This is a genomic window from Pseudarthrobacter naphthalenicus, from assembly GCF_029076445.1.
Taxonomy (GTDB): Bacteria; Actinomycetota; Actinomycetes; order Actinomycetales; family Micrococcaceae; genus Arthrobacter; species Arthrobacter naphthalenicus.
Genome location: NZ_JARESG010000005.1, coordinates 47,701 through 70,885, shown reverse-complemented (window position 1 = coordinate 70,885; position 23,185 = coordinate 47,701). Strand labels below are relative to the sequence as shown.

General features: G+C 66.2%; 19 protein-coding genes. 4 read left to right on the top strand and 15 right to left on the bottom strand.

Annotated elements, in window-relative coordinates:
- Window positions 1–102: 102 nt before the first annotated feature.
- The 14 genes from PY310_RS06685 to dinB form a co-directional block, all read right to left on the bottom strand.
- Window positions 103–1,020: a cell division protein FtsQ/DivIB gene (locus PY310_RS06685; RefSeq protein ID WP_275213553.1), complete on the bottom strand. Its 918-nt coding sequence runs from the start codon at window positions 1,018–1,020 to the stop codon at window positions 103–105.
- On the bottom strand, window positions 1,013–2,389 hold the full coding sequence (gene murC, locus PY310_RS06680) for a UDP-N-acetylmuramate--L-alanine ligase (protein WP_275213551.1): 1,377 nt from the start codon (window positions 2,387–2,389) through the stop codon (window positions 1,013–1,015). The genes PY310_RS06685 and murC overlap by 8 nt, the downstream gene beginning before the upstream one ends.
- A complete protein-coding gene (gene murG / locus PY310_RS06675; RefSeq protein WP_275213550.1) occupies window positions 2,386–3,486 on the bottom strand; it encodes an undecaprenyldiphospho-muramoylpentapeptide beta-N-acetylglucosaminyltransferase in 1,101 nt (366 codons plus the stop codon). Before murG ends, murC begins: the two co-directional genes overlap by 4 nt.
- A 6-nt stretch (window positions 3,487–3,492) precedes the next feature.
- On the bottom strand, window positions 3,493–4,836 hold the full coding sequence (ftsW, locus tag PY310_RS06670) for a putative lipid II flippase FtsW (protein ID WP_275213549.1): 1,344 nt from the start codon (window positions 4,834–4,836) through the stop codon (window positions 3,493–3,495).
- Window positions 4,837–4,838: 2 nt separating this feature from the next.
- The gene (gene murD, locus PY310_RS06665; RefSeq protein WP_275213548.1) at window positions 4,839–6,416 is read right to left on the bottom strand and encodes a UDP-N-acetylmuramoyl-L-alanine--D-glutamate ligase; all 1,578 of its coding nucleotides are present in this window, start codon (window positions 6,414–6,416) and stop codon (window positions 4,839–4,841) included.
- Window positions 6,398–7,507, bottom strand: coding sequence for a phospho-N-acetylmuramoyl-pentapeptide-transferase (mraY, locus tag PY310_RS06660; RefSeq protein WP_275213547.1), 1,110 nt, complete (start codon window positions 7,505–7,507; stop codon window positions 6,398–6,400). The genes murD and mraY overlap by 19 nt, the downstream gene beginning before the upstream one ends.
- The gene (locus PY310_RS06655; protein ID WP_275213546.1) at window positions 7,504–8,970 is read right to left on the bottom strand and encodes a UDP-N-acetylmuramoyl-tripeptide--D-alanyl-D-alanine ligase; all 1,467 of its coding nucleotides are present in this window, start codon (window positions 8,968–8,970) and stop codon (window positions 7,504–7,506) included. Before PY310_RS06655 ends, mraY begins: the two co-directional genes overlap by 4 nt.
- Before the next feature lie 6 nt (window positions 8,971–8,976).
- The gene (locus tag PY310_RS06650) at window positions 8,977–10,617 is read right to left on the bottom strand and encodes a UDP-N-acetylmuramoyl-L-alanyl-D-glutamate--2,6-diaminopimelate ligase (protein WP_275213545.1); all 1,641 of its coding nucleotides are present in this window, start codon (window positions 10,615–10,617) and stop codon (window positions 8,977–8,979) included.
- 26 nt (window positions 10,618–10,643) lie between these two features.
- Window positions 10,644–12,446: a peptidoglycan D,D-transpeptidase FtsI family protein gene (locus PY310_RS06645; RefSeq protein ID WP_275213544.1), complete on the bottom strand. Its 1,803-nt coding sequence runs from the start codon at window positions 12,444–12,446 to the stop codon at window positions 10,644–10,646.
- Between the two features lie 104 nt (window positions 12,447–12,550).
- Complete coding sequence (gene ftsL / locus PY310_RS06640; RefSeq protein WP_275213543.1) at window positions 12,551–13,219, bottom strand: cell division protein FtsL; 669 nt, start codon at window positions 13,217–13,219, stop codon at window positions 12,551–12,553.
- Window positions 13,216–14,208 carry a 16S rRNA (cytosine(1402)-N(4))-methyltransferase RsmH gene (gene rsmH, locus PY310_RS06635; protein WP_275213542.1) on the bottom strand — a complete coding sequence of 331 codons (993 nt, stop codon included), beginning with the start codon at window positions 14,206–14,208 and terminating at the stop codon, window positions 13,216–13,218. Before rsmH ends, ftsL begins: the two co-directional genes overlap by 4 nt.
- Window positions 14,209–14,373: 165 nt before the next feature.
- Window positions 14,374–14,802 carry a division/cell wall cluster transcriptional repressor MraZ gene (mraZ, locus tag PY310_RS06630; protein WP_190988940.1) on the bottom strand — a complete coding sequence of 143 codons (429 nt, stop codon included), beginning with the start codon at window positions 14,800–14,802 and terminating at the stop codon, window positions 14,374–14,376.
- Between the two features lie 565 nt (window positions 14,803–15,367).
- Window positions 15,368–15,739 carry a DUF3040 domain-containing protein gene (locus PY310_RS06625; RefSeq protein WP_275213541.1) on the bottom strand — a complete coding sequence of 124 codons (372 nt, stop codon included), beginning with the start codon at window positions 15,737–15,739 and terminating at the stop codon, window positions 15,368–15,370.
- A 264-nt stretch (window positions 15,740–16,003) separates the two neighbouring features.
- Window positions 16,004–17,161: a DNA polymerase IV gene (gene dinB, locus PY310_RS06620; RefSeq protein WP_419095456.1), complete on the bottom strand. Its 1,158-nt coding sequence runs from the start codon at window positions 17,159–17,161 to the stop codon at window positions 16,004–16,006.
- 140 nt (window positions 17,162–17,301) lie between these two features.
- On the opposite strand from dinB, the gene PY310_RS06615 reads away from it, so the two are divergent.
- Together PY310_RS06615 and PY310_RS06610 are read left to right on the top strand one after the other, a co-directional pair.
- Window positions 17,302–17,829: a hypothetical protein gene (locus PY310_RS06615; protein WP_275213539.1), complete on the top strand. Its 528-nt coding sequence runs from the start codon at window positions 17,302–17,304 to the stop codon at window positions 17,827–17,829.
- On the top strand, window positions 17,826–18,920 hold the full coding sequence (locus PY310_RS06610; protein WP_275213538.1) for a polyprenyl synthetase family protein: 1,095 nt from the start codon (window positions 17,826–17,828) through the stop codon (window positions 18,918–18,920). Before PY310_RS06615 ends, PY310_RS06610 begins: the two co-directional genes overlap by 4 nt.
- A gap of 77 nt (window positions 18,921–18,997) precedes the next feature.
- On the opposite strand, the gene PY310_RS06605 is transcribed toward PY310_RS06610, so the two are convergent.
- The gene (locus tag PY310_RS06605; protein WP_275213537.1) at window positions 18,998–19,351 is read right to left on the bottom strand and encodes an Rv2175c family DNA-binding protein; all 354 of its coding nucleotides are present in this window, start codon (window positions 19,349–19,351) and stop codon (window positions 18,998–19,000) included.
- A gap of 240 nt (window positions 19,352–19,591) precedes the next feature.
- On the opposite strand from PY310_RS06605, the gene PY310_RS06600 reads away from it, so the two are divergent.
- Window positions 19,592–20,977, top strand: a complete 1,386-nt coding sequence (locus PY310_RS06600) for a lytic transglycosylase domain-containing protein (RefSeq protein ID WP_275213536.1) — start codon at window positions 19,592–19,594, stop codon at window positions 20,975–20,977.
- A gap of 114 nt (window positions 20,978–21,091) precedes the next feature.
- The gene (pknB, locus tag PY310_RS06595; RefSeq protein ID WP_275213534.1) at window positions 21,092–23,182 is read left to right on the top strand and encodes a Stk1 family PASTA domain-containing Ser/Thr kinase; all 2,091 of its coding nucleotides are present in this window, start codon (window positions 21,092–21,094) and stop codon (window positions 23,180–23,182) included.
- Window positions 23,183–23,185: the final 3 nt, after the last annotated feature.

The following is a 23,185-nucleotide window of genomic DNA, read 5'->3' as shown; positions in this document are numbered from 1 at the left end:
TAACTCATGTTGGAACGCTATTTCCTATGGTTCTGACATTCAATAACCGGAGCCGCGTGTCGCGCGAATACCGGGAAAGTTTGCAGTTGCCGGAGGAAAGGTTCAACGCGTCACCGGATGCCGGGGCGCGCTCACATCGTACACGCGCACGGGGTTCTTTGGATCGGCCGGAACCTTCAGGAGGGCTGCAAGCACCTTGGCCTTGAGTTCCTTCTCCCCGGCGTTGCCCCAGATGATGGTCTGGCCGTCCACCAGCTTCAGTTCCACGGCATCCACCGATTGGGCGGAGGCGTTGGAAAGCTTCGAGAGCACGTCCGGGGGGAGCGCCCCCAGCACCTCGGCGGTGGCCTGGAAAAGGTCCTTGCCGATGGTGCCGGCGCCGCCGTCGATCACGGGAAGGGACACCGAGGCCGGGTCCGTCGTCGCAGCCAGCACCACGCCGTCCACGTCCACCAGCTGGTACTGCTCCCCCTGTTTGACCAGCGCCACCGGAGTGCGTTCGAGCACGTGCACCACGAGTTCTGATGGCGGCCGTGCCTGCGAAGAGACGGATTTGATCTGCACCAGGGACTTCAGCATGCTGCTGACTTCGTCGTCGCTGATCTGCGGCAGCGGTTTGCCCTTCAGCGGCTCCAGCGCCGTCTGCACCTGGTCGGATGTGACCAGTTTGGTCCCTGTTACGGAAATGGTGCCCACGGCCAGCACCGGCGAAAAGATGGCTGCGGCAAGGAGGGCCGCAACCAGCCCCAGCACAGTTCCCGCGGCAACGAGCAAGTGCCGCCTCCGGCGCTTGGCCGGCGGCTCAGGAAAAACCAGCACGTTGTCGGGGCCGGCCGGTTTCTTCTCCCGGGACGGCACGGATCCGGGGGCCGTTCCCTTCTTGCGGGCCGGCACGGTTGCCGGATCCGGAGCGGGGACACTCTTGGAAGCGGAGATGGTCTCAGGTTCAGCCGACGCCGCCCCGGCATCGGCTGGCCGGCGTCCCGGTGACGCGTAGGTGGGGCGGCGCGGGCTACCCACCGAGGGCCTGCACAATCTGCGGGCCGAAGGCGGTCACGTCGCCCGCGCCGACGGTCAGGACGATGTCACCGGGCCGGGCGGCCCGGGCCAGGGCGGACACAGCTTCTGCCGGTTCCACGAGCTGGCCGCCGGGCCCCAGGTGATCGGCGATCAGCTGGCTGGTCACGCCCGGGATGGGATCTTCACGGGCAGGGTAGATGTCCAGGACCAGGGCCGTGTCTGCCAGGTTCAGGGCGTCGGCGAACTCTTTGGCGAACTCCCTGGTGCGGGAGAACAGATGGGGCTGGAAGAGCACGTGGACATGGTGCCCGCCTGCCACGGACCGGGCCGCGGTCAGGGCTGCCCGGACCTCGGTGGGGTGGTGGGCGTAGTCGTCAAAAACGCGTACTCCGCCGGCCTCCCCCTTCAGTTCGAAACGGCGCGACGCTCCGGAGAACTGGGACAGGGCCCGCGCAGCCGCAGCGGGCTCGACGCCCAGCTCCAGGGCGACGGCGACCGCGGCTGCGGCATTGAGCGCGTTGTGCCGGCCGGGGACCTGCAGCTCCAGAGCATACCGGCCGGCAGGTGCGGACACGTCCACCTTTCCGGGGCCGTCGTCGTGCAAAACCAGGTCGGCGCCGTCCGACGTTCCGTACAGGACCACCCGCGTGTTCCCGCGGGCCCGCGTGCGCTCGGCGAGGGCGCGGGCGCCGGGGTCATCCGCGCAGGCTATCAGGACGCCGTCGGCCGGAAGCAGTTCGGTGAAGCGGTCAAAGGATTCGTAAACGGCCTCCGCGGTGCCGTAGTGGTCCAGGTGATCCGGTTCCACGTTGGTGACCACGGCTATCTGCGGCCGGTAGTTCAGGAAGGAGCCGTCGGATTCATCCGCTTCGGCCACAAAGATGCCGGAGCTGCCGTGGGCTGCATTCACGCCCAGGGCAGGCACGTTGGCCCCGATGGCAAACGAAGGGTCCAGCCCGGCTCCCCGGAGCAGCACCGTAATCATGGAGGTGGTGGTGGACTTCCCGTGCGTTCCGGCGATGGTCACCACAGTGTCGTCGCCCATGGTTGATGCCAGCGCCTCGGACCGGTGCAGGACGGGCAGTCCGGCTTCACGGGCGGCCACCAGTTCCGGGTTGTCCGCGCGGATGGCCGAACCCGCCACCACGGTCTGGGCATCGCCCAGGTTGGATGCGGCGTACCCCACGGCGATGCGGGCTCCGGCGGTGGCCAGGTCCGCCATGACCGGCAGGTCCTTGGCATCTGAACCGCTGACAGGGACACCCCGTGCCGCCATGATCCGGGCCACGGCGGACATGCCGACACCGCCGATGCCGATGAAGTGGACGCGGCCCAGGGACTCCTGGCTGCGGATGCTTGCGGGGGTCATGCGGATACCGCTTCCAGGACAAGACCAGCCATGCGCTGATCGGCGTTTCGGATGCCAAGCCGGCGGGAGCTGGCGGCCATGCCGGCCAGCCGCTGCGAGTCGGTGATCAACGGGATGATGTGGCCCGTTATCCACTGCGCGGTGAAGTCCTTATCCGGGACGATGAGCGCGCCCCCGCTTTCCACCAGCCCGGCGGCGTTCAGTGCCTGCTCACCGTTGCCGATGGGCAGCGGTACAAAAACGGCGGGAACTCCCACTGCTGCCACCTCACAGACGGTGGCGGCACCGGACCGCGCCAGCAGGAGGTCGGCGGCGGCGTACACCAGTTCCATCCCGTCCACGTACTCAACCTGCCGGTAGCCGTCAGCGGTGAGCGGGCCGCCGTCGGGCGCCACCACTGTCTTGCCGCGGCCGGTGATGTGGAGCGTCTGGATCCCGGCTGCGCCCAGGTCCCGGGCCGCTTCAGCCATGGCGCGGTTGATGCTCCGGGCACCGGACGAGCCGCCGGTCACGATCAGGGTGGGCTTGTGTTCATCAAGACCCAGGGCCTTGCGCGCCGCACCGCGGGCCGATTCCCGGTCCAGGCCCGAGATTTCGGTCCGCATCGGCATCCCGACGTGGCGGGCGTGCCGCAGCCGGGTGGTCTCGAAGGCGGTGGCAACATGCCGGGTCAGTAACGATCCCACGCGGTTGGCCAGGCCCGGCCTGGTGTTGGCTTCATGGATCACAATGGGGATCCCGCGTCGGCGGGCAGCGAGGTACAACGGAGTGCAGACGTAACCGCCCACGCCAACCAGGACGTCGGCAGAGGCCTCGTCCAGGATCCGGCCGGACTGGCGCACTGCACCGGCCAGCCGGGCGGGCAGCTTCAGCAGGTCCAGGGACGGTTTCCGCGGAAACGGCACCCTGTCGATGGTGGCGAGCTCCACGCCGGCCGCCGGGACCAGGCGCGTTTCCATGCCCGACGGCGTGCCCACGGCAAGCAGCCTGGACTGCGGCGCGGCGGTCCGCAGGGCAGCCGCGATCGCCAGGAGCGGGCTGATGTGGCCGGCGGTGCCGCCGCCCGCCAGGACAATGGACAGGTTCTGGGAAGTCATCGGGTGCTAGGTGCGCTTTCTTGCCGTTTTGGTGGGCCGGGCGGATTTCCCGGCCTTCCTGGTGCCGAACTTGAGCATTCTCTTGGGGCGAAGGGCCGGCGCCATCTGTTCCCGGGCCAGGGACAGGACCACGCCCACGGCACAGAGGGACATAAGCAGGGCCGAACCGCCGTACGAAATAAAGGGCAGCGGCACGCCGATGACGGGCATCAGGCCGGTCACAACCGCCATGTTGACGGTTGCCTGGCCCAGGAGCCACACCATGATGGTCCCGGCCAGGACGCGGTGGAACATGTCCTCCTGCGCCACCACCACGCGGTAGATGGCGGCGCCGAGGATGGCAAAAAGGACAAGCACGACGACGGTGCCCACCAGGCCCAGTTCCTCGCCGATGATGGCGAAGATGAAGTCGTTGTGGGCTTCGGGAATCCAGCTGTACTTCTGCCGGCTCTGGCCCAGGCCCACGCCAAACCAGCCGCCGGAGGCCAGCCCGTAGAGACCGTTGGTGGCCTGGTAGTTGGCATCGATGCCGTCCGCACAGGACTGGCCGGTCCACCAGGAGGTGATCCGGCACATGCGGTTGGAACTGGTGATGGCCATAACGGCGGTCCCGGCAGCGGCGGCCACGGCTGCAAAGCCAAAGAGGTAGAGCGGCACGCCGGCAAAAAACAAGGCCGCGGCCGTGATCATCATGATGATCATGGCGGTGCCGAGGTCATTGCCCAGCAGGACCAGGCCGATGACGGCACCCGCAAGCGGCACGGCCGGGACGAGCACATGCTGCCACAGCCGCAGCAGTTTGCCTTTCCTGGCCAGGACGGTGGCCATCCAAAGAGCCAGCGCCAGTTTGGAGGCCTCGGAGGGCTGGAACGTGATGCCGCCCAGATCTATCCAGTTCTTGTTGCCGTTGACCTCGTCGCCCACCACCTGGACCAGGACCAGGAGCATCAGGGCGACGCCCACCGCCGGCCATGCCAGCCGCTTGAGCCACACCACGTTGATCCTGGAGAGGACGAACATCACGAAAATGCCGATCGCGGCGAACATGCCCTGCTTGAGGGCATCTCCGTACGGTGACTTGCCGGCCGCGATCGATTCGACGCTGGATGCCGAGAGCACCATCATGATGCCGATGGCCGTGAGCGCCAGCGTGGAGCCCAGGATGAGGTAGTAGGTGGAGCCGTTCCGGGATGTCCCGTTCCCTTCGAGGGCGGACCAGAAGCCCCGGTACCAGCCCTTGATCCGGGCAGGGAGGGTGGGCCTGGACACCGTGGACCCGGGTGCCGGACGCGGCGCGGGTTTCCCGGTGCGCGGCTTTGCCGCGTTCGGCCGGGTGGGCGTGCTGACCATTCTTACTCCTCGCCGGTCTGGGCCTGCCCTTCCACCAGCTCGCGGACAGCTTCGATAAAGGCGTTACCGCGGTGAGCATAGGAAGAGAACTGATCCATGGAAGCAGCCGCCGGTGCCATCAGCACGGTGTCGCCCGATACGGCCAGCTGCGCTGCTGACGCAACGGCCCGGGACATCACGTGCTCCCCCGGAACCGGAGAGTCGCCCGCGTTGGCTCCGCCCGTTACGGCAGTCTGCATATTTTCAGTGTCGCCCGCCGAAGCGATGATCACCGGGACATCGGGCGCGTGTCGCTGCAGGGCGTCGGCAAGGGGGGCGGTGTCGACGCCGATGAGCACCACCGCTTTGAGCCTGCCCGCCTGATCGCGGACCAGGTCGTCGTAGCTGACTCCCTTGGAGAGTCCTCCCGCGATCCAGATGACCTTCTCGAATGCCGTCAGTGATGCGGCCGCTGCGTGGGGGTTGGTGGCCTTGGAATCATTGACCCAAAGAACACCGTTCACCCGGGCAACGGGCTGGATGCGGTGGTTGCCCGGCACGTAATCCTGGATGCCTTGGCGGACCGCCTCCGTGTCCACCCCGTAGGCGCGCACCAGTGCGGCAGCTGCCAGGGCGTTGGCCACCATGTGGCGGGGGGCGAACTGCCCCAGGTCCGTCATCGACGCGAGCTCGGCGGCACTGTCCTTGCGCTGCTCGATGAAGGCCCGGTCCACGAGGAGTCCGTCCACCACGCCCAGCATGCTGATGGCCGGGGTGAGCGTGGTGAAGCCGACGGCCCGGCAGCCTTCAACCACGTCGGCGTCCTCCACCATGCGTTCGGTTTCGATCTGCTCGGCGTTGTAGATGCAGGCCTTCTGCGTGCGGGCATAGACCTTTGCTTTGTCGGCCAGGTAGGAGTTGTAGGAACCGTGCCAGTCAACGTGGTCTTCTGCCACGTTCAGGCACACGCTGGCGACGGGCGAGAGGGATTCCGCCCAGTGCAGCTGGAAGCTGGAGAGTTCAACGGCGAACACGTCATACTCCACCGGGTCGCGGAGGGCATCCAGGATGGGTGTGCCCACGTTGCCGACGGCAATCGCCTTCAGTCCTGCGGCCTGCAGCATTGAGGCCGTCAGTCCGACCGTGGTGGTCTTGCCGTTTGTGCCGGTGATCGTCAGCCAGTCGGGGGTCTTGTGTCCTTCACGCACCCGCAGCCGCCAGGCGAGTTCGACGTCGCCCCAGACCGGGATGTGCGCGCGTGCGGCGGCGGCGAGGAGCGCCTGGTCGGGACGCCAGCCCGGCGAGGTGACGATGAGGTCGGGGAAGCTTCCTTCAATCTTGGGAACCCTGCTGACAGCCTCCTCGCCAAGGAGCACGTCCACGGCGCCGACAATCTTCAGGGTGTCCGCGTGGGCCTTCGCGGTGTCGGTGGTGGCGGCGTCGACCACCACCACGCGGGCCCCGAGTTCAATGAGGGTGTCCGCTGCGGCGAAGCCCGACACACCGATTCCGGTGACAACAACGCGCAGGCCGGCCCAGTCCGAGTCCCAGCTGACCAGGTTCTGCAGGCGCGGGGAAACAGTCACAGGAGCACAACCCATTCTGCGTAGAAGACACCCAGGCCGACGGCGACGAAGAGGCCGCCCAGGATCCAGAAGCGGACAACCACGGTCACCTCAGCCCAGCCCTTGAGTTCGAAGTGGTGCTGCAGCGGTGCCATCTTGAAGACACGTTTGCCGCCGGATAATTTGAAGTAGCCCACCTGGATGATCACCGAGAGGGTGATCAGCACGAACAGGCCGCCGACGATGCCCAGGAGCAGTTCGGTGCGGGAGAGGATGGCGAAGCCGGCAATGGCGCCGCCGATGGCGAGGGAGCCGGTGTCGCCCATGAAGATTTTGGCCGGCGAAGTGTTCCACCAGAGGAAGCCCACCAGGGCGGCGCTGAGGATTGCCGCCAGGAGTGCCAGGTCCAGGGGATCGCGGACGGTGTAGCAGCCGCTTCCGGTTTCGCGCGGCGATCCGCAGGCCTGGTTGTTCTGCCAGATTCCCATCAGGGTGTAGGCGCCGAACACCATCACAGCGGCGCCGGCGGCCAGCCCGTCCAGCCCGTCCGTGAGGTTCACGCCGTTGGTAGCTGCCGTCACGATCAGGTTGGACCAGAGGACGAACAGGATGGCGCCGATGACCGTGCCGCCGAAGGCCAGGTCCAGCCAGGGGATGTCGCGGACCAGGGAAATTTTTGTCGACGCCGGGGTCAGGCCCTGGGGATCGGGGAAGTTCAGGGCGAGGATGGCGAAGGCGATGCCCACCGCCGCCTGAAGGATGAGTTTGGCTTTCGCGTCCAGGCCAAGGCTGCGTTGGCGCGAGATCTTGATGAAGTCATCGAGGAAGCCGACCAGCCCCATGCCGACCATGAGGAACAGGAGGATCAGGGCCGACGCCGACGGTCCGGCGGACGCCGGGTTCATCAGCCACATGATCAGGTGGGTCAGGCCGTAGCTGAGGAGCACTGCTCCCACCACCACGGTTCCGCCCATGGTGGGAGTGCCGCGTTTGGTGTGATGGGATGTGGGTCCGTCATCGCGGATGAACTGCCCGTAGCTTTTGCGGACAAGGAGGCGGATAAACAGGGGGGTTCCCACCAGGGCGAACAGCAGGGCCAGTCCCGCGCCGATCAAAAGTGCAATCACAGCAGCTCGCTCCTTTCTTCGGCAGGTTCCGTGGATTGTGGGGGTAATGCTATCCGATCACCCAAATGCCGAAGCCCGACGCTGTTGGAGGACTTGAAGAGCACCAGGTCACCGGGTTCCAGCTCGGCATCAAGGAGCGAGTAGGCTTCCTCGACGTTTTCGGCGAACACACATTCGTCGCCCCAGGAGCCTTCCTGGACTGCGGAAACATAGAGGGCGCGTGCCTCGCGGCCAACCACCACCAGCCGCGAAATGTTGAGCCGGACCACTTGGGTTCCTACGGCTGTGTGCTCACGGATGGAATCCGGCCCCAGCTCCAGCATGGCTCCCAGCACGGCCCAGGTGCGGCGTCCGCGCCCCAGGTCTGCCAGGGTGCGCAGGGCGGCGCGCATGGACTCGGGGTTGGCGTTGTAGGCGTCGTTGATGACGGTAACCCCGTCCGGGCGTTCCGTGCGTTCCATCCGCCAGCGGCTGGCTGCTGACTGGCCGGCCAGGGACGCTGCGATGTCCGTGCCCGGCACACCGGCTGCGTGCGCTGCTGCGGCTGCCGCCAGGAGATTGCCGGTGTGGTGGGCACCGATCAGTCCGCTGCTCACGTGGAGGCCGGCATCGCTGCCGGGAAGGACGAGGTCGAATTCCGGGTTTCCGGCACTGTTGGTGTCCGGGTTGACTGCCCGCACTGCCGCGTCGGGACGGTCCTCCGCGGAGAAACCCAGCACCGCTGCGACGGTGCGCGGACGCATGCCTGCCACCCGGTCGTCGTCGAGGTTCAGCACGGCTGTGCCGGTGGGCGCAAGTGCCTCCACCAGTTCGCCCTTGGCGAGCACGATATTTTCGACGCCGCCGAACTCCCCTGCGTGGGCGGTGCCAACGCCCAGGACCACTCCGATGTCCGGCTTGACCATGTCAGCCAGGTAGCGGATGTGGCCGATGCCGGTGGCACCCATTTCGATGACCAGGAAGCGGGTCCCGGCGTCCGCCCCGAAGACCGTGAGCGGCACGCCGACCTCGCCGTTGTAGGAGCCCTGAGGGGCCACGGTGTTGCCTTGGGTTGAGAGGATCCCGGCGAGCAGGTCCTTCGTTGTGGTCTTTCCGGCCGAGCCGGTGATGCCGATGACTGTCAGGGATTCGCCGGCCGACGCCCGGACCGCGCGGATGCGGCGGACGGCTTCGGCGGCCAGGGCACCCAGGGCGAGGACCGCGTCCTGGACCAGTACTGTCGGATAGTTCGTTCCGTTGGGCCCGGGAACAGGTCGCTCCGCGAGGGCCAGCACGGCACCTTGGCTGAAAGCGGCCGCCACGAAGTCGTGCCCGTCCGCGTGTTCACCGGGCTTCGCGACGTAAAGCGCCCCGGGCACGGCGTCGCGCGAATCGGTGACCACCGATTGCGGGGTGATCCCCGGATCGGCGTCCAGGCGGCCGTTTGTGATTTCGGCGATTTCCGCCGCAGTAAATGCAATCATCTCGGTCTAGGACTCTATCCGCTCGTCTTGGAGAACCGTGAATCCCCTGGCTGTCAAGGCGTTCCGGAGTTCCACCCGGTCGTCGAGGGGGAGGTTGACGCCCTTGACCTCTTGCCAGACCTCGTGGCCGCGGCCGGCAACGAGGATGGTGTCCTGCCGCCGGGCCAGCTCGGCGGCACGGTTGATGGCCGCCGCCCGGGGGTGGATTTCCTCGATGACGCACGTGAGGGCCCCCTGTTCCTGCGCGGCCCTGGCACCCGCCAGCACGTCAGCGCGGATGGCCTGTGCGTCCTCGTCATGGGGATCGTCATCCGTGACGATCAGAACGTCGGCGAGCTGTGCTGCGATGGCTCCCATGGCAGGGCGCTTGCCTTGGTCCCGCTGCCCGGTGGCGCCGAAAACAACGATCACCCGGGAGCCGGGAAGAGGTGACCGGACAGCCTCGAGCGCGCGGGCCAGCGCGTCGGTGTTGTGCGCGAAATCGACGACGGCGGCGGGCTCCTCGGCGACGAGCTGCATACGGCCGGGCACCGCAACGGTGAAGGGATCATGGCTGTCCAGGGCGGTCTGCAGAGCGGCGGTTTCCACTCCGCTGGCCAGGACCATCACGCTGGCCAGTGCGGCGTTGGCGACGTTGAAGGCGCCGGGCAACCCGGTGTGGATCTTCAGCCGGGCCTCGTCCGGACCGCTGAGGGTGAATTCGGTGCCCAGCCCGCGGGGCGCCGTCGAGGTGACTGTCCAGTCGGCGGGACCGTTGCCGGGGGCAGACGCGACGGTCGTGACCGGAATCCCGGCCGCGGCGGCAAGCCTGCGGCCCCATTCGTCGTCGACCATCACCACGGCGGCGCGGGCACGGCGGGACGTGAAAAGTTCGGCCTTGGTGGCGAAGTAGTCGTCCATGGTGCCGTGCAGGTCCAGGTGGTCCTGGGTCAGGTTGGTGAACCCGGCGACGTCGAAGACCACCCCGTCGACGCGCTGGAAGGAGATGGCGTGGGAGGACACTTCCATGGAGGCCGCATCCAGGCCGCGCTCCCGCATGAGCGCCAGGAGGCCGTGCACGTCCGTTGACTCGGGCGTCGTGAGGAGGCTGGGGATGGGCTCCCCGCCGGCGAGTATTTCGATGGTTCCGATCAGGCCGGCCCGTTGTCCCAGCGCGCGAAGGAGAGAGTTGAGGAAATACGTGGTGGTGGTCTTGCCGTTTGTGCCCGTGACCCCGAACAGGCGGGGCGGGTGTCCGGCGGGAGGCTGGCTCCGGTAGATCATGGCGGACAAAGGACCCACCACGTTGCGGGGACTGTCCACCACAAGCACGGGGACCGCGGTGTCGGCGGAAAGTGCCAGCAGCCGGGCGCCGGCGTCGTCGGTCAGGACGGCCACGGCGCCCCGCTCCACGGCCTGGCCGGCGAAGTCCGCTCCGTGGCGGGAACCACCCGGCAGGGCGACGTAGAGGTCGCCACGTTCCACCGTGCGTGAATTGAGCGAGATTCCCGTGACGCTTACGGCAGCCGATGCACCCGGCACCTGCACGCCGATGGCCTCCCCGATGCCGGCCAGTCGGACTGCAGCCACCGCCGATGGCCTGAACCGGGAGGCGGCGGACTCCCCCGCCGGCCCGGTATGACTGCCTGGTGCGTTCTGCTCTGACAAGGGAATCTCCGATTGCTGGCCTGGTGTTACTTAGCGAACTGCGGCAGCCTGGCCGGTTCGCCGGTGGACGGCTGGACGTTGAAGGTGCGCAGCGTCTGGCTCATGACCGACCGGAAGACCGGACCGTTGGTGATGCCGTAGATGCTGCCCTTGGGACGCTGCAGGACCACCTCAACAATAAACCGCGGATCGTCCATCGGCGCCATCCCCACCATGGAGGCCGTGTAGCCGCAGAACCCGGATTTGCCGTCGTCGCACGGGGACTCGGACGTGCCGGTCTTGGCTCCCACGCGGTAGCCGTCAATGGCGGCGTCCTTGATCTGGCCTTCGGTCACGGCGCTTTCCAGGATGTCCCGGACCTGCCGGGCCGTGTTGTCCGACACCACCTGCCGCGAAGGCTGCGGAGCCACTTTTTCTTCGGTGCCGTCCGCGGAAACGTAGGAGTCGATCAGGCGCGGCTGAAGCATCACGCCATTATTGGCGATGGTCTGGAAGGCGCGGACGGTCTGCAGGGTGGATTGTGAGACGCCCTGTCCGAAGAGCACGGTGTACTGCTGGCGGCTGTCCCACTGGTCCGCGGGCGCAAGGATGCCGGACGCGGTGGCAGGGAGTCCGATGTCCGGTGCCTCGCCAATGCCGAATTTCCGCAGCCAGTCGTAGCGTTGCTCCTTGCTCAGCCGGGAGCCGGCCGCCACGGTGCCCGTGTTCATGGAGTACCCCAGGATGCCGGCGAGCGTGCGTTCCTCGGTCCCGTGGGTGAAGGCGTCCGTGAACGTCTGGCCGTCGATTGTGTAGGAGGGCGGGAGCGTGAAGGTGTCCAGCGGGCTGGACTTTCCTTCCTCGATGAGCGCCGAGGCGGTGATCATCTTTTGCACGGAGCCCGGTTCGTAGGCAGCCGTCACCGTGCGGACTCCGCGGTCCTTGGCGGCCACCCTGCCGGGGTCGTTAGGGTCGGGGGCGTTGGTGTCGGCCATGGCCACGATGTTGCCCGTCTTGACATCCATCACCAGGATGCTGCCCCATTCGGCACCGAGCTTGTCGCTTTGGCTTTGGATGGCCTGCTGGGCGAAGTACTGGAGATCCGAGTTCAGGGTGAGCTTGACGTCCTTGCCGTCCTTCGGCGGTGTCAGTTCGTCCACACCCACAGGGATCCTGAGGCCGTCGGCACCGATTTCGAAGAGCCGTTTGCCGTCCTCGCCGCGCAGCAGCGCGTCCTGGGTCTGCTCAATGCCGGCCTGGCCGGTGCCGCCGTCCTGCAGGAAGCCGATGATTCCGCCGGCGATCGATCCGTTCGGATAAACGCGCTTGCTGACGCCCTCGGTGACGATGCCGGGGATTTGCAGGTTGGAGACCCTGTCCTCGAGATCCGGTTTCAGGTCCTTGGCCACGATGTAGTAGCGCTGTTGGCCCGTGACCGCGTTCCGGACGGCGTCCAGGTCCATGCCCAGGACGGAGGCCAGTTCGTTGAGCCCCTGCTCCCGCGACACGTCGACCAGTTTGTCCTTGCCGTCTACCTTGGCGAGCCTTTTGAACGTCTCCGTCTTGGTGTTGACCGTCTGGTCCACCACAACGTTGTAGCGGATCACGCTGTTGGCAAGGACTGTGCCGTTGGCGTCCAGGATGCTGCCGCGCTCGGCAGGCAGTGATGTTTGCCGCATGCGATAGTCGAGGGCGGCTGCCGCCATCCCGCCAATATCGAGGCCCTGGACCATGAAGAGTTTGCCGCCCACCACCAGCAGCAGGGTCAGCATGATTCCCAGGCCGAGGCGCAATCGCTTGGTGGCGTTCGGCGCCTTGACAGCCTTTGCCTTACGGGTTGTCTGCGCCACCGTGATTCCTTGCTACTCGCCTTGTTGCCTGCTCTGGTGCCCGGCTGGGCACCCGGCCTTTCGCTGACCGGCTGCTTTTCAGCGGCCGCCCCGCTACCGCCCTGCTACTGCCCCGGTACCTTCTGCTCCGGGGCGGGAACAGAGCCGCCGTGCAGCTCCACCGCAGGTGCCGGCGCTGCCGGTACCGCAGCCGGCGGGGCAACCGCTGCCGGCGGCGCCGCTGCCGCCGTCGGCTCCTGGCCGGCGGGTTTGCGGCTCGCGGAGGGTTCGGGCGCCGTCACCGGCGGAACCACTGTCAGCACCCCGGGAACTGCCGGTGCCGGGATAACGGCTCCGGCAGCGCCACCTTTCACGGCCGGTGTTGCCTTGCCTGTGACCGTGAGGGTGGAAAGGTCAATCTGTCCTTTGACCGTGGAAGCTACCATTCCCAAGTCTGCAGCCTTGGCGGCCAGGTTCTGGGGAGCCTCGAAGTTCTGGAGTTGCTGTGTCAGATCCTGGTTCTGCTTGGTGAGTGTGCTCTGCTTGCCCCTCAGCTCCACGAGCTGGTACTGGGAGGTGGACACCGAAATGTTGAGCACAAGCACCGCAACGAGCGCCACGGCGAGCAGGGCGAAGCACATCACCACAAAGGGGGCCCGCCTCTTCTTGGGCGCAGAGCGCACCACGGACAGCGGGGTGCGCTCCTTGCGGCCCGGACCTGCCGGCTGGGTCCTGATAGCAGGCGCGCTGCTGCCGGAGATGACCGGGAAGTTCTTGACAGCGGCGGTGCTCATGCTTCTCTCCTGGCTCTGGTGCGTTCCACGGCGCGCAGCCTGGCGGAAGCAGCGCGGGGGTTTTCGGCGATTTCGACGGCGGTGGGTACCTCAGTGCCCTTGGTCAGGGTCTTGAGGGTTGCCTTGTGTTCTTCCAGCTCCACGGGGAAGCCCAGCGGCGCCGACGATTTGGAGCCGGCCTGGAAGAAGGACTTAACGATCTTGTCCTCAAGGGAGTGGTAGGACATCACCACGATGCGTCCGCCGAGGGCCAACGCATCCACGGCGGCAGGAATGGCGCGTTCCAGCACGTCGAGTTCCTCATTGACTTCGATCCGGAGAGCCTGGAAAGTCCGTTTCGCCGGATGGCCGCCGGATTTGGCGGCTGCGGCCGGAACCACGGAACGGATCTGTTCCACCAGTTCACCGGTGGTGGTGAACGGCTTGACTGCCCGTGCTGCCACGATCCTGTTGGCGATCCGGCCGGCGAATTTCTCCTCGCCCCATTTCCGGATGATGCGGACCAGATCCTCTTCGCTGTAGTTATTGACCACGTCCGCGGCAGTCTGGCCGCGGCTGGTGTCCATCCGCATGTCCAGCGGAGCGTCGAACGAATAGGCGAAACCGCGTTCACGCTCGTCCAGCTGAAGTGACGAGACGCCCAGGTCCATCAGGATGCCGTGGACTTCCCTGACCCCGAGGTCCTCGAGGACGTCGGCAATTTCGTCGTACACGGCATGCACCAGGTCAGTGCGGTCGGCGAAGCGGGCCAGCCGCTCCCCCGCCAGCGCCAGTGCCTCTTCATCGCGGTCGATGCCGATCAGGTGCAGGTCCGGGAAGCGCTCCAGCATCGCCTCGGAGTGACCCCCCATGCCGAGGGTCGCGTCGATGGCGATGGGCGTTTCGCCCCGGCGCCGTGCCGCTTCGAACCCTGGCGCCAACAAATTGATGCACCGGTCCTTGAGGACCGGCACATGGCGTTCGGACGTCGGCTTCGGGTGATCATTCATGCCTTCGTCCTTTCAGTCGGCGGGTATCCTGGGTGCTTCTTAAGCCAGATCCCCATCCGCGCCTATCGTCCCGCCGCCTGGCTCCGGGGAAGTGAGCCAGGTGGACTGTGCGATGGGCGGCTGGAGATCTCGTTCAAGAATCGGTCTTCAGTGCCGTTCAGGTGATTAGAGAATCCCCGGAATGGCGTCGTCGGTTTCCGAGAAGGCGGTTTCCTTCTCAGCCAGGTACTCGTTCCAGGCCTGGGCGTCCCAGATCTCGGCCCGGGTGCCTGCACCAATGACGGCCAGTTCCCTGCCGAGGCCTGCGTACTCCCGGAGCGCCGCCGGAATGGTCACGCGCCCCTGCTTGTCAGGTACCTCGTCCGAGGCTCCAGAGAGAAAGACGCGAATGTAGTCCCGGGCCTGCTTGGAGGAGATTGGCGCCTCCCGCATTTGCTCGTGCACCCTCGCAAATTCCTGCTCACTGAAGACGTAGATACAACGCTCCTGGCCCCTCGTGAGAACCAGCCCGGCGGCAAGTTCCTCGCGGAACTTTGCGGGGAGGATAATCCGGCCCTTTTCGTCCAGACGTGGTGAATGCGTGCCAAGAAACACTGGCCCACCGCCCGTCTGCCGTCAGGAACTGCACATCCCCTAATGTTGCAACTACCCTCTTATGTCCTCCACATTACTCCACTTTCCCCCACAGTCAATGCAAAATAGACCCGCGGCGCCCCCTTTTGAGGATCTCCGGCGCCACAGGGCGCGCAATGGCGCGGTGGAGGGGTGTGGAGGGAACGGGGAGCGGCGCGGGCGCGCCGGAAGCCCGCGGGCCGGCGACGGTTCGATCCGCCGTCGCGCCCTCCCCCAGGAGGTGCCCGCACCCTGCACAGGAGGTGCCCGCACCCTGCACAGGAGGTGCCGGCACAGGAGATGCCTACCGGAGCTGCCCGCAGAAGTTGCCTGCAGAAGTTGCCGGCCGCCGTCGTGCTGCTCCCTGATGGAGCGGGCTGGCCCTTAAATGCCGAAGACCCGCCGGGGCGGGTCTTAGGTAGCAGCCCCCGTCAGGAGCAAGCGCCCGGCGGGGAGAAAAGTGGAGGGGCTGGAAGTGGAGGAAAAAGGACAGACCTCAGCGGAGTGGTCTCAGCCGGCCCGGGAGGTCCGGAGCAGAGCGAGTTCCCTAGGAGTCGTCGCGGCGGCGTTCGTCCCAACGTTCTTCCAAGCTGGACATAAACGAACTCCGCGGCTTTCCGGCTTTCCCTGCGGAAGCGGAGCCGGCCCTGGTGCCGGGCCCCTTGCGCATGGTGGCGAAATAGACGCCGCCGCCCATGACCACAAAACCGAGGACACCGACGATGATGATCTGCGTGGTGACACCGACCAGGAGCAACGCGATGCCCGCCAAGGCGCAGAGGACACCGATGACGAGGTGCCGGGTGGACCAGGTACGTCCAGGATCCGAGCCCATGCTGTTTGCGAACTTCGGATCGTCCTCGTGCAGCTGCTTCTCCAGCTGCTCAAGCAGCTTCTGTTCGTGCTCCGAGAGCGGCATCACGACCTCCTTAAGTAGGCCAACGTCCGGGCTGGTCCCATCCCGTACTCCTGCTCCAATAACGACCCACATGCCCGGGAGGTTCCCAACCGCCAACGGTGGCGGATTGCGAACACCGGCATGAGGGTGACTGGAACGGCAGCGCGTCCAAGAAGTCCGGCAGTAACTGAAAACTATGTACATATAAGGATAGTTTGTCGGGGCCTGTTCTGAAAGACGGCCGCTACCCTCCTGAGCGGTCGTGAACCCGCACCGCAGCCCCTGTTATCTCGGTCCGCCCGGGTCCAGGAGGCTGGCCGGCAGGACCGACTTGTTTCCGAACTTCCGGCTGACCTGGTCCAGCGCGTGTTCAGCAGCACGCCAGTTGTCATCCCTGCGGTCAAAGCTCAATTGGAGGGAGGTCTGTGCGGCCTCTTCCAGCTGCTCCGCCCGGATGCCCACCAGCCGGACGGTCATGGGCCGCGGCCCCAGGGCTTCCAGCAGCTGGAGCGCCACCCCATGGATCAGCTGCGCGCTGTCCACCGGCGTATGCACGGTACGGCTCCGGGTAATGGAGGAGAAATCCGCGTACCGGAGCTTCAACGCCACGGTCCGGGCCACGGATCCTGAACTCCGCAACCGGCCGGCGGTGCGGTGGGCCAACCGCAGCAGTTCCCGGCTGATCACGGCATCATCCCCGGTGTCCACAGCGAACGTCTCTTCCGCGCCGATGCTCTTTTCCAGCCGCACTGGAGTCACCGGACGGGCATCGATCCCCCACGACAGCCGGTAGACGTGCTCTCCGGTGGCTCCGAGCACCTTCTTCAAGGACGTCACCGGCGTGGCGGCCACATCCGCGACCGTCCGGATGCCCATCCGGGCCAGCACGTCAGCGGTCTTGGCCCCGATGCCCCAGAGTGCGCCTACAGGGAGGCTGTGGAGGTAGGGCACGGTCTCATCCGGGCTAATGAGCAACAGCCCGTCAGGCTTGCAGCGGGTGGACGCGATCTTGGCCACGAATTTGCTCGCTGCGATCCCAACGGACGCCGTAATGCCCAGCTCGGCGGAAACCCGGCGGCGGATCAGCTCGCCGATTTCGCGCGGCGGGCCCAACCGCCGGATTGCCCCTCCCACGTCGAGGAAGGCTTCATCAACGCTCAACGGCTCGACGAGGTCCGTGATGGAGTGGAATATTTGCATCAGCTGTGCGGACACTTCGTAGTACAGCTTGTGGCGCGGCTCGATGATGACGGCCTGAGGGCACATCCTGACCGCGACTGCCATGGGCATGGCTGATTTCACGCCGAAGGCCCGCGCCTCGTAGGAGGCTGACAGGACCACTGAGCGGTCCGCGGGGAATCCCACAATCACCGGCTTTCCGATGAGGTCGGGACGCGTGCGCAGCTCCACTGAGACGAAAAACGCGTCCATGTCCACGTGCATGATGCAGTTGCGTCGGAGCTCGCGAAGACCCGCTTCGGTGTACTGGTTGTTCTGCTCTGGCCCCACAGCGGCAATTCTAGCTGTTGGTACTGACTAAACTGGAGGCTGAGCCCGGCATCAACCCCAGGAGGAAAGTCCCTGTGACGGTCACGAAAAATCTCAAGCCAACAGGATTGGCGGCCCTCGCCGCCGGTGCAATGCTGGCCCTTGCCGCTTGCAGTCCCGCGGCGCCCGACGCCACGTCATCGTCAGCAGCTACTTCCTCACCCGCCTCCACCACCTCCACCGTTACGGCCTCGGCGAGCCCGACGGCGTCACCGGGCACCTCTGCCACGGTGGGCAAACTCGTGGAAGGGTTTCCCGAGGCACTGATACCGGTCATGCCCGGTGCCACGGTGATCTCCAGCAGCCTGGACAAGGCCAAGCAGCCCGCCACCGCGGCGCTGGTTGCCAGCATCACCGCCCCTACGGCCGCCGTCGTGGACTTCTACACCAAGCACCTCGAAGGCCAGGGATTCAAGGCGGTGCCCGGCGACGCCGTCGGAGCGGTGGCGTCCAAGGACTTCGTCCGCAACGACAACGAGACGGTGAACGTTGCGGTGGTTGAAGCGGCCGGTGTTTCCACCTTCACCATCGGGGCCAACGCGGCAGTCGAGCCAGCCAAGTGACGGTCTCGGAGCAGCTGAGGCATGAACAGGCCGCATTTGTGGCCGCTGTAGCCGGCGAGCTGACGGAATTCCTCACCACGCGCCAGGCCCTGGTGGCAGGGATTTCCCCCGACATCGAGCCCCTCATGGGATCAATCTCCAACCTGGTGACCGGAGGCAAGAGGCTCCGTGCCCTCATGTGTTACTGGGGTTGGCGGGGCGCCGGCGGTGAGCCCGGGTCCGGGCAGATCGTGACGGCCGGATCCGCCCTGGAACTGTTCCAGGCTGCGGCGCTCATCCACGACGACATCATTGACCGCTCGGACACCCGAAGGGGCGGCCCGAGCGTGCACCGCCGGTTCAGCCAGCTGCACGACGCCCAGGGCTGGGCGCTGGACAGTGAACGGTTTGGACACGCGGCGGCCATCCTCACCGGGGACCTGTGCCTGTCCTTCAGCGAGGAGGCCTTCACCGACATCGGCGGCCAGGCGGCCTCGGGAAGCAGGGCGAGGCTGATCTTTAACCTCATGAGAACTGAGGTGATGGCGGGCCAGTACCTGGACATCCTCGAAGAAGTCGCCGGGCCCGTCCGGGACCGCGCAGGCGCTGTGACCCGGGCCCAGTCGATCATCAGGTTCAAGTCGGCGAAGTATTCCACCGAACATCCGCTCGCCCTCGGGGGTGCCCTGGCGGGGGCGTCGGATGCCCTGCTCCGCGGCTATTCGGCTTTTGCCCTGCCACTGGGTGAGGCTTTCCAGCTGCGTGACGACGTCCTGGGCGTGTTCGGTGACCCCGTAACCACCGGCAAGCCGGCCGGGGACGATCTGCGCGAAGGCAAAAGGACGGTGTTGATCGCGCTGGCGCTCGAGCACGCGTCGGCGCAGGAGTCAGCGTTTATTGATGCCAAGCTCGGAAGCCCTGACCTGGGCGACGCGGACGTGGCCGAGATCCGAAGGATCATTGAGGAATCCGGGGCGCTGCAGGCCACCGAACTGCTCATTAACGAGTTCGGCACCGCCGCCTATGAGGCCCTGGAACTGCTGCCGCTCGATGAATTGCCGAAGACGGCGCTGCGGCGGCTGGCCGAAGCCACCGTCAGCCGCGCCGCCTGATTCCCGGAACAGCACCCGCCAGCAACCCGCGGCGCCTGGAGCGGGAGCTACCAGGCCCGCCGGTACGGGAGTCCGCGTTACCAGGCCAGAGTCTGTGCCCTGCGCCGGATCTCGGTTTTCCGGCCTTCGCGCAGCGCATCAATGGGGCGGCCGCGCAGGGAATCGTCGTGGGTGAAGAGCCAGACGATGAGGTCCTCATCCGAATAGCCGGCATCCGCCAGGACCACAATGGTTCCCCGCAGGCTGTCCACCACCTGGCCATCCTGGATAAACGCGGCCGGAACTGAGCGGATCCGCCGCTCCCCGACGCGCAGGGCAGCCAGCGCACGTTCATCAATAAGGCTATGGACTTTCGTAATCGAAACATCCAGCAATTTGGCGACATCAGGCAGGGGCAGCCACTCGCCCACAAGGCTTTCTACGTTACTCACGGATCAAGGTTGCCACGGCCGGAGCCCTGCCGCCTAGTCAGCTTTGCCCTGCAAGTGGATGAACGGACCGACACTCCACAAAACCGGAGATACCCGTTGGGCCCAACTTATTGTGCTAGCGACAAATTCATGAGAGATTCACAGAGATCACATTTGTAACAGGAACAACTTAAGTAACACTAGTATCAATAGTCACACGCATCACCCGTCCCCCGGCAGTTAAAGAAGAGGATTCCTTTCATGACGACGTCCCGCTCGCCAAAGCAGGCAACCCGGCCGAGTCTGCCCATGATTGCGGCCACCACGGCCGCACTTCCTGCGGTGGTCCTGTCGTCCCTGGCCCTCGCACAGCCAGCGCCTGCAGAGGCGCCGGCACGCGCCATCCCCGCAACGCTCGCGGCCGCCATGAAAGCACAGGCAGCTGAGGCTAAAGCCGCAATGATCCCGGCAGCCTCCGTATCATCCAGCATTCCCACGGCCTTCAGGCCCGCCCAGCCCGCAGCCCCCGCCGACTACACCATCGCCCGCGGCGACACCATCAGCGCCATCGCGGGGAAGTTCGGCCTCAATACCGGCGAGGTACTGGCTCTGAACAACCTGCAGCCGAACACCATCATTTACCCCGGCCAGAAAATCCGGCTTTCCGGGTCTGCCGCGTCGCCCGCCCCGGCACCGGCACCGGCCGCCGCCCCGGCTGCCCTGGCCAACTCCGGCGGAAGCTACACCGTGAAGGCCGGTGACACGCTCAGCGCCATCGCTGCCCGGCACAACGTCGGCCTGTCCGAGGTCTTCAGCTGGAACAACCTGAACATGAACTCCATCATCTATCCCGGCCAGAAGGTCAGGGTGGGCTCCGGCGAAACAGCACCGGCAGCCGCCCCCGCCGCGCCGCAGCCGGCCGCCGCGCCGGCCGCCCCGGCTGCCCCTGCGCCGGCCGCCCCCGCTCCGGGTGGCTCCTACACCATCAAGGCAGGGGACACCTTGTCCGCGATCGCCTCAAAGCACGGCGTGAAGCTCTCGGACGTCCTCTCAGCCAACCAGCTGAGCATGACCACCGTGATCTACCCGGGCAACAAACTGGTCATCCCCGGCGCCTCCATCCAGCCGGCGTCGTCTACACCTGCAGCGACGGTGACGCCCCTGGTGCCCAGCACGTTCCTCGGCTTCTCGTACCCTGAAGCCGTGGTCAGCTCCGCGAACGAGAACAAAGCATTGCTCAACGCCGCGCCGGTGCCGTCCCGGGATGAGATGCGTTCCATCGTGACTGACAGGGCCCGCGCGATGGGGGTTGAGCCGTCCCTGGCCCTCGCCTTTGCATACCAGGAGTCCGGCTTCAACCAGCGGGCCGTCTCGCCCGCGAACGCCATCGGCACGATGCAGGTCATCCCCACCTCCGGCGAATGGGCCTCAGACCTCGTAGGCCGGAAACTGAACCTCCTGGATCCGTACGACAACGCAACGGCCGGTGTTGCCATCATCAAGCGGCTCCTTGCCACCAGCAAGGACACGGACACGGCAATCGCCGGGTACTACCAGGGCCAGTATTCAGTCAGCAAGTACGGCATGTACGACGACACCAAGGTGTACGTGGCCGCGATCAAGGCGCACCAGAGGAACTTCGGCTAACCGTCAGCTTCGCAACGCACGCCGGGCCGCCTCAACGGGCAACCCGGATAACGATAAGGGTCCGGACCGCAGGTCGGTTCGGACCCTTTTTCGCTGCGGGATTAGGATCGTAAGGTGCAGGAAAAAGTCTCTGACCGTCTCGTTGGAACGCTGGTGGACAACCGCTACGCCGTCCGTTCCAAACTCGCGCGTGGGGGCATGTCCACGGTCTATCTGGCCACGGACCTCCGGCTGGAACGCGATGTTGCCCTCAAAGTCCTCCATCCGCACCTCGCCACGGATGAGACGTTCCTGGACCGGCTCGGCCGGGAGGCGAAAGCGGCCGCGAAGCTTTCCCATCCTCACGTTGTGGGAGTGCTGGATCAGGGCAACGACGGTGTCACGGCATACCTGGTGATGGAGTACATCAAGGGCCACACCCTGCGCGATGTCATCAGGTCCAAGGGTGCGCTGCCGCCGCGGTTGGCCCTGGCCCTCATCGATCCCGTAGTGGAAGGCCTGGGTGAGGCCCATGCCGCCGGCCTGATCCATCGCGACGTCAAACCGGAGAACGTCCTCATCGCCGACGACGGCCGCATCAAGATCGGCGACTTCGGTCTGGCCAGGGCCGTGACGACCTCCACCAGCACGGGCGCCCTGATCGGCACGGTCGGCTACCTCTCCCCCGAACTGGTGCTGGGGAAGACTGCCGACGCCCGCAGCGATATCTATTCGGTGGGCATCATGCTGTACGAGATGCTTACGGGCAAACAGCCGTACGACGGCGAGGTCCCTATCCAGGTGGCCTACCAGCACGTTCATAAAACGGTTGGACCGCCGTCGGACCTGGTGCCCGGGCTAGCCGCCGAAATGGACGAACTCGTCCAGTGGTGCACCGCGAACGATCCCGAGAACCGGCCGGTGGACGGCCACGCGCTCCTCCAGGAGCTGCGGCACATCCGGACGAACCTCACCAATTCCGAACTGGATCTGCGTCCTCCGGCTGCCCTGCCGGCGGGGCAGCCCAACGCCACTGAGATCATCGCGCGGACCAACAATCCCACCGCCGTCCTGTCCTCCTCACTCGGCCGGCCGCGGCCGCAGCAGCCGTCGCGGCCGCCCCATGCCCCGCCGCCGCATCACGCCCTGTACCCGCCGGACGAGCCATACCCTTCAGGCCCGCAGCAGATTCAGTACGAACAGAATTTCGCGGACCAGCCGGAGGCCGCGGAACCCCTCCCGCTCAGCAAGCGTGCACAACGGAAGCTTGACCGCGAGGATGAGAAGGCAAGGTCGCGGGCGGCCGCCACGCCGGTCCGGAACCTGCGCGAGGGAAACCCGCGCCGCCGCGGCATCCTCTGGATAGTGGCCCTGATCATCATCGCCCTGCTGGCCACCGGAGCCGGCTGGTTCTTCGGTACGGGGCCGGGCGCATCGGCGACGATTCCAACGGTCGCCAACAAGACGGTGGCCCAGGCCCAGCAGCTGTTGAGCCAGGCCGGTTTTCAGTCCCGGACCAACGATGTCTTCGACGACGACGTTTCCCCGGGGCTGGTGGTGGGCTCCGAACCTGCTGCCGGCACCGAGGTCAGGAAGTTCCAGCCTGTGGCGTTGTTCGTCTCCAAGGGCCCGCAACTGTACGAACTGCCAACGCTGACGGGCGGCACCCTGGATCAGGCAAAAGTCGCCCTGAACCAGGCCAGGATGGCCCTGGGCAATGTCACGGAACGGTTCGACGAGGCCGTGGCCGCCGGAGTGGTGCTTGCCCAGGACCCACCCGCCGGCACGCCGGCGCGGCACGGCACCCCGGTGAACCTGGTGGTGTCCAAAGGCCCCCAGCCGATCCCCGTTCCCTCCGTGGTGGGTTTGGGCGAGAACGAGGCCGTCGACGCCATCGAGGCGGCGGGCCTCACGGCCAAGGTGGCGAAGGACCAGGTCTTCGACCGCAAGATCCCCGAAGGCTCCGTGGTCAGCCAGGCTCCGGCCAACGGCACGCTGACCAAGGGCGGAACCGTGACGCTGACCATCTCCAAGGGCCCCAAAATGGTGCCGGTGCCCAACTTTGTGGGCAAGCAGGCGGCCGATGCCGAGCGTGAGCTGCGGAAGCTCGGCTTTGACGTGAAGATCAACAACTTCCTGGGCGGGTTCTTTGGCACAGTGCGGACCCAGGATCCCGTTGACACAGAGGTCCCGGAAGGTTCCGTCATCACCCTTACCGTGGTGTAAGCG